This is a genomic window from Pseudomonas idahonensis, assembly GCF_037903935.1.
In the GTDB taxonomy this organism is placed as follows: domain Bacteria; phylum Pseudomonadota; class Gammaproteobacteria; order Pseudomonadales; family Pseudomonadaceae; genus Aquipseudomonas; species Aquipseudomonas danubii.
On sequence record NZ_CP149586.1, the window covers coordinates 319,320 to 336,342 of the forward strand.

At 64.0% G+C, this 17,023-nt stretch carries 14 protein-coding genes; 4 read left to right on the forward strand and 10 right to left on the reverse strand.

Annotation, left to right across the window (positions count from 1 at the left end):
- Positions 1-30 precede the first annotated feature (30 nt).
- Together WIN67_RS01465 and WIN67_RS01470 are read right to left on the reverse strand one after the other, a co-directional pair.
- Positions 31-2,379, reverse strand: coding sequence for an FdhF/YdeP family oxidoreductase (locus WIN67_RS01465; protein ID WP_339070531.1), 2,349 nt, complete (start codon positions 2,377-2,379; stop codon positions 31-33).
- Between the two features lie 279 nt (positions 2,380-2,658).
- A complete protein-coding gene (locus tag WIN67_RS01470) occupies positions 2,659-3,546 on the reverse strand; it encodes a LysR family transcriptional regulator (RefSeq protein ID WP_102862671.1) in 888 nt (295 codons plus the stop codon).
- A 136-nt stretch (positions 3,547-3,682) separates the two neighbouring features.
- Here WIN67_RS01470 and lysM point away from each other — a divergent pair, with 136 nt between their 5' ends.
- Positions 3,683-4,123: a peptidoglycan-binding protein LysM gene (gene lysM / locus WIN67_RS01475; protein WP_102862672.1), complete on the forward strand. Its 441-nt coding sequence runs from the start codon at positions 3,683-3,685 to the stop codon at positions 4,121-4,123.
- A gap of 61 nt (positions 4,124-4,184) precedes the next feature.
- On the opposite strand, the gene yrfG is transcribed toward lysM, so the two are convergent.
- Positions 4,185-4,847: a GMP/IMP nucleotidase gene (gene yrfG / locus WIN67_RS01480; protein WP_102862673.1), complete on the reverse strand. Its 663-nt coding sequence runs from the start codon at positions 4,845-4,847 to the stop codon at positions 4,185-4,187.
- 65 nt (positions 4,848-4,912) lie between these two features.
- On the opposite strand from yrfG, the gene nudE reads away from it, so the two are divergent.
- Complete coding sequence (gene nudE / locus WIN67_RS01485; RefSeq protein WP_060837055.1) at positions 4,913-5,479, forward strand: ADP compounds hydrolase NudE; 567 nt, start codon at positions 4,913-4,915, stop codon at positions 5,477-5,479.
- Positions 5,480-5,490: 11 nt separating this feature from the next.
- The gene (cysQ, locus tag WIN67_RS01490) at positions 5,491-6,318 is read left to right on the forward strand and encodes a 3'(2'),5'-bisphosphate nucleotidase CysQ (protein ID WP_339071673.1); all 828 of its coding nucleotides are present in this window, start codon (positions 5,491-5,493) and stop codon (positions 6,316-6,318) included.
- A 142-nt stretch (positions 6,319-6,460) separates the two neighbouring features.
- On the opposite strand, the gene WIN67_RS01495 is transcribed toward cysQ, so the two are convergent.
- The 7 genes from WIN67_RS01495 to rfbB form a co-directional block, all read right to left on the reverse strand.
- On the reverse strand, positions 6,461-6,916 hold the full coding sequence (locus WIN67_RS01495) for a thioesterase domain-containing protein (RefSeq protein ID WP_110595331.1): 456 nt from the start codon (positions 6,914-6,916) through the stop codon (positions 6,461-6,463).
- 37 nt (positions 6,917-6,953) lie between these two features.
- On the reverse strand, positions 6,954-8,360 hold the full coding sequence (locus tag WIN67_RS01500; RefSeq protein WP_102882167.1) for a sigma-54-dependent transcriptional regulator: 1,407 nt from the start codon (positions 8,358-8,360) through the stop codon (positions 6,954-6,956).
- A 74-nt stretch (positions 8,361-8,434) separates the two neighbouring features.
- Positions 8,435-10,243 carry a sensor histidine kinase gene (locus WIN67_RS01505; protein WP_110595333.1) on the reverse strand — a complete coding sequence of 603 codons (1,809 nt, stop codon included), beginning with the start codon at positions 10,241-10,243 and terminating at the stop codon, positions 8,435-8,437.
- 34 nt (positions 10,244-10,277) lie between these two features.
- A complete protein-coding gene (gene rfbD, locus WIN67_RS01510; protein ID WP_306398930.1) occupies positions 10,278-11,159 on the reverse strand; it encodes a dTDP-4-dehydrorhamnose reductase in 882 nt (293 codons plus the stop codon).
- Positions 11,156-11,701 (reverse strand): dTDP-4-dehydrorhamnose 3,5-epimerase, encoded by a 546-nt coding sequence (rfbC, locus tag WIN67_RS01515; RefSeq protein WP_339070532.1) that lies wholly within the window; start codon positions 11,699-11,701, stop codon positions 11,156-11,158. The genes rfbD and rfbC overlap by 4 nt, the downstream gene beginning before the upstream one ends.
- Positions 11,698-12,573, reverse strand: a complete 876-nt coding sequence (rfbA, locus tag WIN67_RS01520) for a glucose-1-phosphate thymidylyltransferase RfbA (RefSeq protein ID WP_273923637.1) — start codon at positions 12,571-12,573, stop codon at positions 11,698-11,700. The genes rfbC and rfbA overlap by 4 nt, the downstream gene beginning before the upstream one ends.
- Positions 12,570-13,652, reverse strand: a complete 1,083-nt coding sequence (gene rfbB, locus WIN67_RS01525) for a dTDP-glucose 4,6-dehydratase (RefSeq protein ID WP_102882164.1) — start codon at positions 13,650-13,652, stop codon at positions 12,570-12,572. The genes rfbA and rfbB overlap by 4 nt, the downstream gene beginning before the upstream one ends.
- A 241-nt stretch (positions 13,653-13,893) precedes the next feature.
- On the opposite strand from rfbB, the gene WIN67_RS01530 reads away from it, so the two are divergent.
- Positions 13,894-16,812, forward strand: coding sequence for an aminotransferase (locus WIN67_RS01530; protein ID WP_339070534.1), 2,919 nt, complete (start codon positions 13,894-13,896; stop codon positions 16,810-16,812).
- Positions 16,813-17,023 lie beyond the last annotated feature (211 nt).

Below are 17,023 nucleotides of genomic sequence, written 5' to 3' on the forward strand. Positions count from 1 at the left end.
TTGCCAGCGCAGAGGCCCTCAACTCATGAATCAGGCCGAGCGAGCCATGATCAGGCCGTTGTCGCTGGCCGCCTCAAGGCGGATGGCGATGAACTTGGACGTTGGGGTGTGGCTGCCATCGCCGGTGCTTTCCAGGGGCACCAGCGGGTTCACTTCCGGGTAGTAGGCTGCAGCCTGGCCGGCCGGGATGTCGAAGGCCAGCAAGGTGAAGTCCTTGACCCGACGCTCGCGGCCGTCATCCCACAGGGAAACGATGTCGGCTTTCTGCCCCGGCTTGAAGCCCAGGCGGATGATGTCCGCTTCGTTGGCGAAGAGCACGTCGCGCTGGCCCTTGACCCCGCGGTAGCGGTCATCGAGGCCGTAGATGGTGGTGTTGTACTGATCGTGGGAACGCATGGACTGCAGGATCAGATCCGGCAGTTGGCCGGTGGCCCGGGTGCGTTCGTGGATCAGGTCCTTGGGCAGCAGGTTGGCGCGGAAATTGGCCCGACCCGAAGGGGTGTTCCACTGGCGCGAACCGGCGCTGTTGCCCAGGTAGAAACCGCCCGGGTGCTTGAGTCGTTCATTGAAGTCCTTGAAGCCGGGAATGGTATCGGCGATCAGGTCGCGGATACGCCCGTAATCCGCCGCCAGCCAGTTCCAGTCCACCGGCTGGCTGCCCAGGGTCGCGGCAGCGATGCCCGCGACGATCCACGGCTCGGAGCGCATCTGCGCCGACAGTGGCTGCAATTGGCCGTTGGAGGCGTGGACCATGCTGAAGGAGTCTTCCACGGTCACCGCTTGCGGGCCGCCGGCCTGCAGGTCGATGTCGGTGCGACCCAGGCACGGCAGGATCAGCGCGTCCTTGCCGTGGGCCAGGTGGCTGCGGTTGAGCTTGGTGCTGATCTGCACGGTGAGGTCGCAATTGCTCAGGGCCTGGAAGGTCCGCGGGCTGTCCGGGGTGGCCTGGGCAAAGTTGCCGCCCAGGCCGATGAACACCTTGGAGCGGCCTTCGAGCATGGCGTGGATCGCCTCGACCACGTTGTGGCCGTTGTCGCGCGGCACTTTGAACTGGAAGCGCCGCTCCAGGGCATCGAGGAAGGCCACCGGCGGGCGCTCGTTGATGCCCATGGTGCGGTCGCCCTGCACGTTGCTGTGGCCACGCACCGGGCACAGTCCTGCGCCGGGCTTGCCGACGTTGCCCCGCAGCAGCATCAGGTTGGCGATTTCCTGGATGGTCGGCACCGAGTGGCGGTGCTGGGTGATGCCCATGGCCCAGCACATGATCACGTTCTTGCCCTTGGCGTACATGCGCGCTGCCTGCTCGATTTCCACCAGGGTCAGGCCGGACTGCTCGACGATCTGCTCCCAGGGGGTGTCGTCGAGGGTGCCCAGGTAATCGAGGACGTGGGCGGTGTGGGCATTGAGGAAGTCGTGGTCGAACACCGATTCTGCGCCGGCTTTCTGCGCATCGCGTTCCCATTGCAGGAGGAACTTGGCCATGCCGCGCAGCAGCGCCATGTCGCCGCCCAGGGCCGGGCGGAAGTAGGCGGTGTTGGTCGGGCGATTGCCGTTGGTGAGCATTTCGAGCGGGTTCTGCGGGTGCTGGAAGCGTTCCAAGCCACGCTCTTTCAGCGGGTTGATGCACACCACTTGGGCGCCGCGTTTCACCGCTTCGCGCAGCGGTTCGAGCATCCGCGGGTGGTTGGTGCCGGGGTTCTGGCCCCAGACGAAAATCGCGTCCGCATGTTCGAAATCGTCGAAGGTCACGGTGCCTTTGCCGACCCCGACGCTTTGCGCCAGGGCTACGCCGCTGGCCTCGTGGCACATGTTCGAACAGTCGGGGAAGTTGTTGGTGCCGTAGGCGCGGACGAACAGTTGATACAGGTACGCCGCTTCGTTGCTGGCCCGGCCCGAGGTATAGAACTCGGCCATGTCCGGGCTGGGCAGGTTGTGCAGGTGCTGGGCGATCAGGCTGAAGGCGTTTTCCCAGCTGATGGGTTGGTAGCGGTCGGTTTCGGCGTTGTAGCGCATCGGCTCGGTCAGCCGGCCCTGGTACTCCAGCCAGTAATCACTTTGTTCCAGCAGGGAGGTGACGCTGTGCTTGGCGAAGAAGGCCGCGTCTACCCGGCGCTTGGTGGCTTCCCAGTTCACCGCCTTGGCGCCGTTCTCGCAGAATTTGACCATGCCGCTTTCCGGCGAATCGCCCCAGGCGCAGCCCGGGCAGTCGAAGCCGCCGTTCTGGTTGGTCTTGAGCATCATGCGGATGTTCTTCAGGGCGTTGTCGCTGGTCAGCCAGGCCTGGGCCACGCTGATCAGGGCACCCCAGCCACCGGCCGGGCCCTTGTAAGGCTTGTAGCGGGCAACGGGTGTCTGATCGGCTTGGTTGTGTGTACTCACAGGGGTTCTCCATCGCGGGGCTGTGGACCCGCGGCGCACGGTTCTGCGGCAGGTGGGCAGGGTTGAGGCGGTGATGACGCGGCCCTTGCGCGGCCTGGCTGGTGTCATCCGCTAGCGGGCGCTCAAGGTCGCAGTGGGTCTGGCTGGCGTCGAGCGCGGGTGCGGGAGTTGCCGGGGCTGGCATTGAATGAGGGACCAGCGGCCATCGGGTCCCAAGACTAAGCGCGGCATTGTGTCGCGTCTAATTGCTAGTACTGATCTATTGATAGATGGCGTCGATCAAGAAGGGCTGAAGGATTCCTGGTAGAGGGTAAAGCAGGCTTGCGCCAGGGCCGAGCGCGGCGCGCTGCGGCGCATGATCAGGCCCAGGCGGGCCAGGGTCTGGGCGTCGGCGATGGGATGCAGGCGCAAGTGTTCGGTGACGATCTCCAGGCCGCTGTCCAGGGGCATCACTGCGCAGCACAGGCCGCCGTGGACCATGCGCAGTAATTGATGGACGGCATCGGTCTGCAGTACCGGTTGCGGCTGCAGCCCGCGAATGTGGAAGTGGTGGTCGATGGACTGGCGAAAGTGCATGCCGCTGGTGAGCAGGCCCAGGGGCAACTCGATCAGCGCCTCCCAGCTCAAGGGCTGTTCGCCGAAGCTGAAATACCGCTGGTCATAGAGCAGGCCCATGTGGGTCGGGTCCAGGGTCAGGAAGTCGAAGTGCTCGCTGTCCAGGCGATCCAGGTAGGACACGCCCAGGTCCAGACGATTGCTCGCCAACTGTTCGAGGATCTGCTCCGAGCTCAGGGACGAGAGTTCGAAGCGCAGGTTCGGGTGTTCGGCATGCAGGCGCTGCATCAACGGCAGAGGGTCGAAGCTCGACAGCGGCACCACCCCCAGGCGCAGGGTGCCCACCAGATTGCCCCGGCACGCGGCGGCCTCTGCCAGCAAGCCGTCATAGGCGGTCATCACGCTGCGGGCCCAGGCCAGCACCCGTTCGCCGGGGGCGGTAAAGCCTTCGAAACGCTGGCCACGGTTGACCAGGGGCAGGTCGAGTTCTTCCTCGAGGCTGCGCAGGCGCATGGACAGGGTTGGCTGGGTGATATGGCAGCGCGCGGCGGCCTGGCCGAAGTGGCGGGTTTCGTCGAGGGCGATGAGGAATTTCAGCTGCTTGAGGTCCATCTTCGCTCCGGAGCGGCAAAAGGCCGGGATTCTACCGTGGTGGCTGGGCCTTGGGTCATTGGTCGCCCGGGAACCTCATTGTTCCAGGCTGGTCTAGTCTTTCGCGTCTGGATCTATCAACCAAGGAGTGTGCGACATGAGCATTTTCAGCTTTGTGAAAGAAGCCGGTGAAAAACTGATCGACCTGCTGACCCCGGGCAATGCCAATGCCAGCGAGCAGCTCAAGGAGCACATCGAAAAGGTCGGCCTGGGCAATCCCAATGTCCATGCCACGGTGGAAGGCGACAAGGTGATCGTCAGCGGTGAAGTGGCGAGCCAGGAAGAGAAGGAAAAAATCCTTCTGGCCCTGGGCAACATCGCCGGTGTCAGCAGTGTCGAGGACCAGATTACGGTGACCGGTCCCGTGGTGGTTTCTGCGGTGTTCGTCACCGTGAAGAAGGGCGATACCCTGAGCGCCATCGCCAAGGTGCAATACGGTGACGCCAACAAGTACAACAAGATCTTCGAGGCCAACAAGCCGCTGCTGTCCCACCCGGACAAGATCTACCCGGGCCAGGTGTTGCGCATCCCTGAATGATCGACCCTCTTCGCCGGCGATGCCGCTCCCAGTGCCGGAGCGGGATCGCCCGCGAAGGCTTTCACAGCCCTTCGATCAGTTCCCGGTAATCTCCCACCGCCGCGAACTCCGCCGTATCCTTCGGCCCTTTGCGGCTGTCCGGCTGGCTCACCGCGAGCAACTGCGCTACGCCGAAATCCCGCGCGCTGCGCAGAATCGGCAGGGTGTCGTCGATAAACAGGCTGCGGGCCGGATCGAACTGAATATCGGCCTGCAGTGCATCCCAGAACTGTGGATTCTCCTTGGGGAACCCGTAGTCGTGGGAACTGATCAGGCGCTCGAAGTAAGGCGCCAGCTCGATCCGCTCCAGCTTCAATGACAAGGAATCACGATGAGCGTTGGTGATCAGGATCACCCGCTTGCCGGCCTTCTTGATCGCCGCGAGAAAGGTGTCGGCATCCGGTCGCAGGGCGATCAGGTGAGCCGTCTCCAGCTTCAGCTCACGCACCGAGAGTTTGAGCTCGGTACTCCAGAAATCCAGGCAATACCACTGCAACTGGCCGGCGTTGCGTTCGAACAGCGGTTGCAGTTCCAGCTCGGCCATGGTCCGGCTGACCCCGTGCAATTCGGCGTAACGCTGGGGCAAGTGTTCCATCCAGAAGTGGTTGTCGTAGTGCAGGTCCAGCAGGGTGCCGTCCATATCCAGCAGGACGGTATCGATATCGCACCAGGGCAGCAGGGCCATTGAACACTTCTCCAGCGGTAAGAAAACAGCCTGTATAGTAACCCGCTATCGCCAAGGAGCCCGCTATGCGCCAGAAACCCACTGTACTCGCCCGCGAGATCGTCGCCACCAGTCGTCTGTTCTGTGTCGAAGAGGTGCAGTTGCGGTTTTCCAATGGCGTCGAGCGCACCTATGAGCGCCTGGTGGGCAAAGGGGCGGGTTATGGCGCGGTGATGATCGTGGCCATGCTCGATGCCGAGCATGCGGTGCTGGTGGAGGAGTATTGCGGCGGCACCGACGCCTACGAACTGTCACTGCCCAAAGGCCTGATCGAGCCGGGAGAAGATGTGCTGGCGGCGGCCGAACGTGAACTCAAGGAAGAAGCCGGGTTTGGCGCGCGGCAACTGGAGCATCTGACCGAGCTGTCGTTGTCCCCGGGCTACATGAGCCAGAAGATCCAGGTGGTATTGGCCACCGATTTGTATGAAGAGCGCCTGGAGGGCGATGAGCCGGAGCCGATGCGGGTCGACAAGATCAACCTGCGCGAGCTGGCCAGCCTGGCGCAGAATCCTCAATTCAGCGAAGGCCGGGCCCTGGCCGCGCTGTACCTGACCCGCGACCTGCTGAGCCAGCGCGGAGCCTTTCCAGCATGAGCATGAACGCGATGAATTTTCCCCATCCTTTATTGGCGCCGGTGGCCGAGCTGGCCTTGCGCGCTGGCGAGGCGATCCTGCCGTTCTGGCGCGCCGAAGTGGCGGTCAACCACAAGGCTGACGAGTCGCCGGTGACCGCCGCCGACCTTGCGGCCCATCACTTGATCGTGGCTGGCCTGACGGCGTTGGACCCGAGCATCCCGGTGCTGTCCGAAGAAGATGCCGATATTCCCCAGGCGACTCGGGCCGGTTGGCAGCGCTGGTGGCTGGTGGACCCGCTGGATGGCACCAAGGAGTTCATTTCCGGCAGTGAAGAGTTCACCGTCAACATCGCCCTGATCGAACAGGGGCGTGTGGTGTTTGGCGTGGTGTCGATGCCCACCAATGGCCGTTGTTATCTCGGTGGTGCTGGCCTTGGCGCCTGGCGTGTGGATCAGGGGCAAGCGCCGCAAGCGATCCAGGTGCGTGAACAGCCAGGTGTTGGCGAGGCCTTTACCGTGGTGGCCAGTCGGCGCCATTCGAGCCCGGAGCAGGAGCGCTTGTTGGGTGGCTTAAGTGCTGCCCTGGGTGAATTGCAATTGGCCAATATCGGCAGTTCGCTGAAGTTCTGCCTGCTGGCCGAAGGCGCGGCGGACTGTTATCCGCGCCTGGCGCCGACTTCCCAATGGGACACCGCGGCGGCCCAGGGTGTACTCGAAGGGGCGGGTGGCGAAGTGCTGGATCTTGCGGGCGCACCGTTCTGTTATCCCCCTCGGGAATCCTTGCTCAACGGCTTCTTCCTGGCGCTACCGGCCAAGGCTCCGTGGCGCGGCAAACTGCTGGAGCTGGCCCGCGCCTGATCGCCCCACGGCGACTTGCCTCTGCCACCTTTTGTGTAGGAGCCGGCTTGCCGGCGAAGGGGCCCTTGAGCCCTGTGCAAGCATTTCCGGCCTCTTCGCTGGCAAGCCAGCTCCTACAGATTTGAGCAGGTTGCGAAACGGGTCAGCGGTGCAGGACGTACTGACCGGCAAAGCGTACGGCGTCGTCGTCGCTGCCGACGTTGACCACACGGCTGTGCAAGGTCAGGCGGGCACGACCGTGGCGCTGGTACATCGCAAGGAATTTCTTCCAGAGCTTGTCATCAGGCGCGGTGCAGATCGCCACCGCATCGCCGGTGACCGGTAGCGGGTAACTGATCTGCCCTTCCTGGATGACGATATGCCCGTCATCTATCCCTTCTTCCTTGAGCCGCAAATGCAGCCAGCCCCAACCGGCCAGCACCGCACCGCAGTACAGGCTGCCGCCGAACATGGTGCTCTTGTGGTTGACGTTGGCGTCCAGCGGCAGTTGCAGGCGCAGTTGCTGCGCCTGCCAGTCGAGCACCTTCAGGCCCATGTCCCGGGTCAGGGGAATGTCGTGGTGAAGGATGGATTCCAGGTAGCGACTGTCGCGGTTCATGCACGGGCCTCAAGGGACGAAGGGTTGACGGTGCGGCTCATTCGGATTCATCGCTGGAGTGGCTGGCGCCGCCGTCGGCGAAGCTCAAGCCGTGTTTGCGCAGCTTGTCGTGCAGGGTCTTGCGCGGAATGCCCAGGGCTTGGGCAAGGCTGCGCATCGAACTGTGGGGTTGCGTCAGTTCGGCGGCGATCAGGCTCTTTTCAAAGTGTTCCACCTGTTCGCTCAGACCGCCGGCAATCAACGTCGGGGAGGCGATGGCAGCCTGCTCCGGCTCGCTGTTGTCCAGGGCCAGTTCCAGACCCAGGGCGAAGCGCTCAGCAGCGTTCTGCAGTTCCCGCACGTTACCCGGCCAGCTATGGCGCAACAGCAGGGCACGATGCCCGGGTTGCAGTTCCTGGGGTGGCAGGCCGTGGCGGGTACTGGCCTCGTCGGCAAAGTGCTGGAACAGCATCAGTATGTCCTCGCCTCGCTCGCGCAGGGGTGGAATGCGCAACGGGGCCACGTTAAGGCGGTAGTAAAGGTCGGCGCGGAAGCGGCCCTGGTCCGCGGCCTGGCGCAGGTCTTCCTTGGTCGCGGCGATGATGCGGATGTCCAGGGGGATCAGCTGGTTGCCCCCCAGGCGTTCCACCACCCGCTCCTGCAGCAGGCGCAGCAGCTTGACCTGGACATCCAGGCTCATGCTTTCGATTTCGTCGAGGAACAGGGTGCCGCCGTTGGCGAATTCGAACTTGCCGATGCGGCGTTTCTGCGCGCCGGTGAAGGCTCCCGGTTCGTGGCCGAACAGTTCGCTTTCCACCACCGACTCGGCCAGAGCGCCCGCATTGATGGCCACAAATGGCCCGTTGCGCCGCCCCGAGAGGTCATGCAGGGCGCGAGCTACCACTTCTTTGCCGGCGCCGGTTTCACCCAGGATCAGCACATCGGCGCGGGTTGCCGCCAGGGCGCCGATCTGCTGGCGCAGACGCAGCATCGGCGCTGACTGACCCACCAGCCGCGCGCTCAGTTCCTGGCGGTCGCTGAGGGCCAGGCGCAGGCTGCGGTTGTCCAGCACCAGGCGCCGCCAGTCCAGGGCGCGGCGCACACTATCGAGCAGGGCATCGCTGGCGAAGGGCTTTTCCAGAAAGTCATAGGCACCGGCGCGCATCGCCTGCACGGCCAGGGGCACATCGCCGTGACCGGTGATCAGCAGCACCGGCAGCTCGGGGTCCTGGGCATGCAATTGGTTGAGCAGTTCCAGGCCATCCATGCCGGGCATGCGGATGTCGCTGACCACCACCCCCGGCCAGTCCCGCTCCAGGCGCGGGGCCAGGCCCTGGGCCTCGGCCAGGGACAGCACCTTGAGCCCGGCCAGGTCCAGGGTCTGGCTCAGGGCTTGACGCAGGTGCGGATCGTCGTCGATCAACACCACTTGCAGCTGAGGGTCGAGGCTGTCGGGACGGGTCATCGGTCACTTTCCAGGTCGTGTCGTGGCCAGCATCGCTGGGCCGGGCGTGGTGGCTAACGAGTTGTCGCTGCGTTTCATACCCCGCGATCCTCGGAGGGCTGCAGGCTCACGCCGGGGGCCCCGGCACGCAGGCGCAGGGTAATCAGGGCGCCGCCTTCACGGTGGTTGGCGAACGACAGTTCACCGCCAAAGGCGCGCATCAGGGTGTCGCAGATCGCCAGTCCCAGGCCCAGTCCCTGGGTCCGTGTCTTGGTGGTGTAGAACGGCTCGCCGGCGCGGCCCAGCGCCTCCATGCAGAAGCCCGGGCCGTTGTCGCGGATGTACAGATTGACGCCTGTGGCGGTGGACTCGGCACTCAGCCAGAGTTTGCGCGGCGGGCCCTTTTCGGTCAGGGCGTCGAGGGCGTTGGCCAGCAGGTTGCCGAGGACCTGGCGCAGGCGGGTTTCCCCGGCCTCGACCCACAGGGTAGCGGCTGGCAGGTCGCGGATCAGCTCCACTTCCATGGCCCGGCGACGCTTGGCCAGCAGGGCCAGGGCATCGTCCAGGGCCGGTTGCAGGGCGACGCTTTCCGGGGCGTGGTGATCGCGCCGGGCGAAGGCTCGCAGGTGGGCGATGATCGAGGCCATGCGCCCGGTCAGTTCGCTGATCAGCTTGAGGTTGCCCCGGGCGTCATCGGTGCGTTGGTGGTCCAGCAGCACTTCGGCGTTTTCCGCGTAGCTGCGGATGGCCGCCAGGGGCTGGTTGAGTTCATGGCTGATGCTCGCCGACATGGTGCCCAGGGCCGAGAGCTTGCCGGCCTGGACCAGATTGTCCTGGGCGCGCACCAGTTCCTGTTGGGCGGTTTCGCGTTCCAGTACTTCCTGTTTCAAGCGCCGGTTGAGGCTCTCCAGATCGCTGGTGCGCTCGGCCACGCGCCTCTCCAGCTCGCGCCGGGCCTTGGCTTCGAAGGCGATCCGCTCCAGGTAGTGGCGGCGGCGCTGCATCATCAGGCCGAGCAGCAGCATCAGCACCAGCAACGCAGCAGCGCCGACCGCCACCACGGTGCGCACCGGACGATCGATCAGGGTGCGCGGGGCGAGGATGCTGACGCTCCAGCGGGTTTCCTCGATCTGCTGGGTCTGGGTCAGCCAGGCATCGGGATTGAGGCTCAGTGGGCGCGGATCTCGGGTTGGGTAGGGCTGGATGGCGACGATGGCCTGGCGTTCCTCGTCGCTCAGTGGCCGGGTCGCACGAAAGCGCCATTCAGGGCGCGAGGTGAGGATCACCACGCCATTGTGGTCGGTCAGCAGCAATTGTTCCGGGGTCTTGCCCCAAAGGCTTTCGGTATGGTCCAAGTCCACCTTGACCACCAGCACGCCCAGCATCCGTTCGCCGTCGCGCACTGCAGCGGCGAAGAAGTAGCCACGCTTGGCCGAGGTGGTGCCCAGGCCGAAGAACCGTCCCAGGCGTCCGGCCATGGCTTCGCTGAAATAGGGGCGGAAGGCGAAATTGCGCCCGACGAAACTGTCGTGCTTGTCCCAGTTGGAGGCCGCCAGGGTTTTACCGTTGGTGTCCATCAGGTACATGACTTCGGCGCCGGTCTGGGCGCTGATGTTTTTCAGCAGGCGGTTGGCGTTGCCCTGGGTCACGCCGTCGTCCGGGGCCCCCAGCACCGCCCGCAGCGCCGGCAGGTCGCCGAGGATCTGCGGCAGCACTTCGTAGCGGTGCAGGGTGCCCAGCAGGTTGGCCACGTAGAGGTCGAGGGTCTGGCGATTCTGGCTGGTCAGCTCGTTGCGATAGTAGCGCTCGGCCAAGTGCTCCAGCGGCCACAGCAACGGCGCCAGGCACAGGGCCAGCAGGGCCAGGCTGCGCCAGCGGGGACGACGGGGAAGAGGTGCGGTCATGGAAAGGGCGCCTGTGGATACAGGCGCATTATGCCTAGCCCTGCTCGGCAAGACACTCGCGCAGTGCGCTGTGCCAGTCCGGCTGGATCACGCCCCATTCGCGAGCCAGGCGGCTGCAGTCCAGGCGTGAGTTCAGCGGCCGAGGAGCCGGGGTCGGGTAAGCACTGGAGGGGATGGCTTCGAGCACCGCACAAGGCTTGTCCAGGGCCAGCAACTGCTCGCCGATGGCCTGGGCGAAACCGAACCAGGAGGTCTCGCCGTGGGCGGTGAGGTGATAGGTGCCCCAGGCGCCGTGATTCCCGGACTGCCAGCGTTCGATCAGGGCGCGCGTGCTGTTGGCGATGGTGCCGGCCCAGGTGGGCGCGCCGATCTGGTCGGCTACTACCCGCAGCTCGGGTCGCTCCTGCAGCAGGCGCTGCATGGTCAGCAGGAAGTTCTTGCCATGGCTGGAATAGACCCAGCTGGTGCGCAGGATCAGGTGCTGGCCCTGTACCAGGTTGATGGCCCGTTCGCCCGCCAGCTTGCTCTGGCCGTAGACCCCCAACGGATTGGGCTCGTCCTCCTCTACGTAGGGCGTGTCCTTGCGGCCATCGAACACGTAGTCGGTGGAGTAGTGAATCAGTGGCACACCCAGTGCCCGGGCTTCCTCGGCGAAGATCCCGGGGGCCGTGGCGTTGATCGCAAAGGCCAGCTCCGGCTCGCTTTCGGCCTGATCGACGGCGGTGTGGGCGGCGGCGTTGATGATCAGATGCGGAGCAATGGCGCGGACCTGCTGGCGAATCTGTTCCGGGTGGCTCAGGTCCAGTTGGTCTCGACCAAGGACCACCAGTTCGCCCAGGTCGCCGAGCCGCTGCTGCAGCTCGCGGGAAACCTGGCCGTGCTGGCCGCTGATGAGGATTTTCAGGGGAGTGCTCATGGGAACAGATCGGCCTCGGCCAGCAGGCTGCCGGCCTGATCCTTGGCGGACAATTGCGGGGGCTCGGTGAGTTCCCAGTCAATGGCCAGGGTCGGATCGTCCCAGCGAATGCTGCGCTCGGCTGCGGGATTGTAATAGTCGGTGGTCTTGTAGAGGAACTCGGCAAAGTCGCTGAGCACCACGAAACCGTGGGCGAACCCTTCGGGAACCCAGAGCTGGCGATGATTCTCGGCCGAGAGGCGTACGGCTACCCATTGACCAAAGTGTGCTGAGCTGCGACGGATATCGACAGCCACATCGAGCACTTCGCCCTGTGTCACGCGTACCAGTTTTCCCTGAGTGTTCTGCAACTGATAGTGCAGGCCACGCAGCACGCCTTTTTGCGAGCGTGAATGGTTGTCCTGAACGAACTGAGTATCCAGGCTGGTGGCGTCGGCGAAAGCCTTGGCATTGAAACTCTCGTAGAAAAACCCACGCTCGTCGCCGAACACCTTGGGCTCGATGATCAGCACGCCGGGCAGGTCGGTGGGGATGATCTTCATTGCGTCTCCCCGGCCAGGGTGAAGAGGTACTGGCCATAGCCGGTCTTGCCAAAGTAGGCGGCGCGCTCCAGCAGATGCTCACGGCTGATCCATTGGTTCTGGTAGGCGATTTCCTCCAGACAGGCGACCTTCAAACCCTGACGGTGCTCGATGGTCTGCACGTACTGCGAGGCCTCCAGCAGGCTATCGTGGGTGCCGGTGTCGAGCCAGGCAAAGCCCCGGCCAAAGCGCTCCACATGCAGATCGCCACGCTTGAGGTAGGCGTTGTTGACGTCGGTGATCTCCAGTTCGCCACGGGGCGACGGCTTGACTGCTTTGGCGATCTGCACCACGTCGTTGTCATAGAAATACAGACCCGTGACGGCGTAGCTGGATTTCGGTTTCTTGGGTTTCTCTTCGATGGACAGGGCGCGGCCTTCGCTGTCAAAGTCGATGACCCCGAAGCGCTCCGGGTCCTTGACCCAGTAACCGAACACCGTAGCGCCGGAGCTGCGTTTGGCGGCAGCGCACAGTTGTTCGCCGAAGTACTGTCCGTGGAAGATGTTGTCGCCCAGGATCAGGCACACCGGGTCATTGCCGATGAACTCTTCGCCAATCAGGAACGCCTGGGCCAGGCCATCCGGTGAAGGTTGTTCGGCATAGCTGAAGCGTACGCCGAACTGGCTGCCGTCACCCAGCAGGTTGCGGTACTGCGGCAAGTCCTGGGGGGTGGAGATGATCAGGATGTCCTGGATGCCGGCCAGCATCAGTACCGAGATCGGGTAATAGATCATCGGCTTGTCGTAGATCGGCAGCAGTTGCTTGGAGACACCGAGGGTGATGGGGTGCAGACGGGTGCCGGAGCCGCCCGCCAGAACAATGCCTTTAATCATGCAATCAGATCCTTGATGTCGGTGGAACCCAGGCGTTCGCCCTGGTAGCTGCCGTCCTGTACTCGACGGCACCACTCGAGGTTTTCCAGGTACCACTGCACAGTCTTGCGCAGTCCGCTGGTGAAGGTTTCTTCTGGCACCCAGCCCAGTTCCCGCTCGATCTTGCCGGCATCGATGGCGTAGCGCAGGTCGTGGCCCGGGCGGTCCTGGACGAAGGTGATCAGGTCGGCGTAGTGGGCAACGCCCTGGGGTTTTTGCGGGGCCAGTTCTTCCAGCAGGCTGCAGATGCCGCGTACCACGTCGATGTTCTTCTGTTCGTTATGGCCGCCGATGTTGTAAGTCTCGCCGACCACACCCTCGGTCACCACCTTGTACAGCGCCCGAGCGTGATCCTCGACGTACAGCCAGTCGCGCACTTGCTGACCATTGCCATAGACCGGCAGCGGCTTGCCTGCGAGGGCGTTGAGAATCACCAGAGGGATCAACTTCTCGGGAAAGTGGAACGGGCCATAGTTGTTGGAGCAGTTGGTGATCAGCACCGGCAGGCCGTAGGTACGCTGCCAGGCGCGGACCAGATGGTCGGACGCAGCCTTGCTGGCGGAGTAGGGCGAACTGGGGGCGTAGGGCGTGGTTTCAGTGAACAGGTCGTCGACGCCATGCAGGTCGCCATAGACCTCGTCGGTGGAAATATGGTGGAAGCGCAAAGCGGCCTTTTCCGCTTCGGGCAGTTTCTGCCAGTAAGCGCGGGTTGCCTCCAGCAGGCTGTAGGTGCCGACGATATTGGTCTGGATGAAGTCGGACGGCCCGTCGATGGAGCGGTCGACATGGGACTCGGCTGCCAGGTGCATGATCGCGTGGGGCTGGAAGCGTGCGAGCACCGCACTGACGGTGGCCTGGTCGACGATATCGGCCTTGACGAATTCGTAGCGGCTGTCGCTGGCGATGCTGTGCAGCGACTCCAGGTTGCCTGCGTAGGTCAGTTTGTCGAGGTTCAGCACTTCGTGTTCTGTGTGCTGGATCAGATGGCGGACCAGAGCCGAGCCGATGAATCCGGCTCCGCCGGTGACGAGAATGCGCATGTTGGAGGGCCTGTGTCCTTGAAAACGATCATTTACTGCAAAAAATGCAGCATAGCTTGTCGACACGACGTCTTAGGCGCAATAGGCGCCATCAGTCGATTTCACCGCGAGCGGTCGGAAATTTCGCAAAGTGCAGGGTTGAGGCGGGGACGGTGCCTGTCTGTTTCCCGTTCTTTGGGCTTGCGTAACGCCTTGGGCAATGGCGATATAAGCGGCTTATAACAATTCCAGGGATCGTTGTATGTTGCTCGCCACCTTGATCCACCGCGCCAGTCTGCCCAGCCCACAGGTCACTGCACAGCAAGCGCTGGAGCTGCTGGAAACCCATTACGGTCTGCAAGGCACCTTGCAGTCTCTGGGCAGCCAGCAGGACCTCAACTATCGCCTCGACAGTCCCCGGGGCCGCTTTGTCCTGAAGATCTGCCGCGGCGACTACTCGGCCCTGGAGTTGCAAGCGCAGCACGCGGGCCTCAAGCACCTGCAGCAATACCCCGATCTGCGAGTGCCCAGGGTGATTCCGGCCAAAAACGGTGCGGACCTGCTGTCCCTGGAGATTGCCGGGCAAGCGCTGCACGTGCGGTTGCTCGACTATATAGAGGGTCGCTCCCTGACCCACCTGCCGCACCTGGGGAACGAGCTGGTGGCGGGCCTTGGCCGGCTCTGCGGGCAGATGGACCTGGCTTTGGAAGGTTTCCAGCATCCGGGGCTCGAACGCACCCTGCAATGGGATGCCCGGCATGCCCAGGCGCTGATCGGGCATTTGTTGCCAGTCATCCATGACCCGCAGCAACGGGCCTTGATCGCTGACACCGCGCAGCGCGCCGAACGTCGGCTGCAGCTCTTGCAGGAGCAATTGCCGGTGCAGGCGATCCACATGGACATCACCGACGACAACGTGGTCTGGCAGCGGGATGCCGCGCGCCGTTGGCAGTTGCAGGGGGTGATCGATTTCGGCGACCTGATCCGTACCTGGCGCATCACCGATCTGTCGGTGACGTGCGCCGCACTGCTGCATCACGCCGAGGGCGATCCGCTGCGCATCCTGCCGGCGATCCAGGCCTATCACCAGGTCAACCCGCTGCAACGGGCCGAACTGCTGGCGCTCTGGCCATTGATCGTGGCCCGCGCCGCGGTGCTGGTGCTCAGTGGCGAGCAGCAGGTCAGCATCGATCCGGGCAACGCCTACAGCCGCGCCAATTTGCACCACGAGTGGGAGATTTTCCGGGTCGCCAGCTCCGTGTCTTTCGAGTTCATGGAAGCGGCCATTCTCAGCGCTGTCGGGGAGTCGCTGCCGGCCATTGGCAGTGACGGCTTCGTCCCGCTGCTGCCGAGCCTGGTAGGGCGCGAGTTCGCCCTGATCGACCTGGGAGTGCTCAGCCCGCACTTCGAAGCCGGCAATTGGGAGCAGTCGGGGATCGATGATCGCCTGTTGGCCGAAGCCGCTGTTGCCCATGGCCTGGCCGCCAGTCGCTATGGCCAGTACCGCTTGTCGCGGACCTGCCCCGACAGCGCCCTGGAGCCGCAAACCTGCCCGTTGCATGTGCAGTTGCAAGTACCGGCAGGCACGCAGGTAGAAGCACCGTTCGCCGGTGTGCTGCACCGTGCCGAGAACGGCCTGCTGCGCCTGGATGGCCCGGCGTTGAGCGTGCGCTTGTGGGGCGTCGAGCCGTCGTTGCACCCGGGGGCGGCCCTGGTCAAGGGGCAGGTGTTGGGGGCCGTGGTAGCCGACGGTCGGCTCAAGGTACAGCTGTGTCGAGCGGCCGAGCTGGATCCACCGCTGTTCTGTACCCCTTCCCGGGCGCCTGCCTGGCAGGCCTTGTGCCCCTCTCCGGCTGCGCTGCTGGGGCTGGCCTGTGATGCCGAGCCGGAGCTGGACCCGCAGACCCTGCTGGAGCGTCGCGATGCCAGCTTTGCCCGCTCGCAAAAGCACTACTACGTCGACCCGCCGCGGATCGAGCGCGGCTGGCGCAATCACCTGATCGACATGCAAGGGCGGTCCTATCTGGACATGCTCAACAACGTCGCGGTGCTCGGCCACGGTCACCCACGCATGGCCGCCGAGGCGGCGCGCCAATGGTCGCTGCTCAATACCAACTCGCGTTTTCACTATGCTGCGATCGCCGAGTTCTCCGAGCGCCTGCTGGCCCTGGCGCCGGACTCCATGGATCGGGTGTTTCTGGTCAACAGCGGCACCGAGGCTAACGATCTGGCGATTCGCCTGGCCTGGGCCTACAGCGGCGGGCGCGACATGCTCAGCGTGCTGGAGGCCTATCACGGCTGGTCGGTGGCGGCCGACGCGGTGTCGACCTCCATCGCCGACAATCCCCAGGCTCTCACCAGCCGTCCCGACTGGGTGCACCCGGTGACGGCGCCCAACACCTATCGCGGCGAGTTCCGCGGTCAGGACAGCACACCGCAGTACCTGCGCAGCGTCGACCAGCAGTTGCACAAGCTGGAGGCGCAGCATCGTCAGTTGGCCGGGTTCATCTGTGAGCCGGTGTACGGCAATGCCGGGGGCATCTCGCTGCCGCCGGGTTATCTGCAGGAAGTCTACGAACGGGTTCGGGCCCGGGGTGGCGTGTGCATCGCCGATGAGGTCCAGGTGGGCTATGGCCGCATGGGCAAGTTCTTCTGGGGCTTTGAAGAGCAGGGCGTGGTGCCGGACATCATCACCATGGCCAAGGGCATGGGCAACGGTCAGCCCCTTGGGGCGGTGATCACCCGTCGCGAGATTGCCGAGGCGCTGGAGGCCGAGGGCTATTTCTTCTCTTCATCCGGTGGCAGCCCGGTCAGTTGCCGCATCGGCATCGCCGTGCTGGATGTGATGCAGGAGGAGGGCCTCTGGGAGAACGCCCGGGTGGTGGGTGAACATTTCAGGCAACGCCTGGAGGCGCTCAAGGATCTGCATCCCTTGGTGGGTGCGGTGCATGGCTCCGGTTTCTACCTGGGGCTGGAGCTGATCCGCAATCACCAGACCCTGGAACCGGCCACCGAGGAGACCACCCTGCTGTGTGATCGCCTGCGGGAACTGGGGATCTTCATGCAGCCCACTGGCGATCACTTGAACATCCTCAAGATCAAGCCGCCGATGGTCACCAGCCGGCAGAGCGTGGATTTCTTCGTCGACATGCTGGACAAGGTGCTGGGCGAAGATCTGTAAGGGCTCGTCGTTCGCTTGCGTTCATCTCCATTCGTCGGCAAGCCGGCTCCTACACCTTTCTGTGGGGGCCGGCTTGCCGGCGAATGTGTTTGTGCTTATTCGATTGTTATCGGTATTTTGTCGGATATTTTTCTCGGTTAAGAATTCTTCGGCTTCTAAAGTCGATATTTATCGGATATAAAGTGGCCGTCGTCAGGCGCGACCTTGTCGT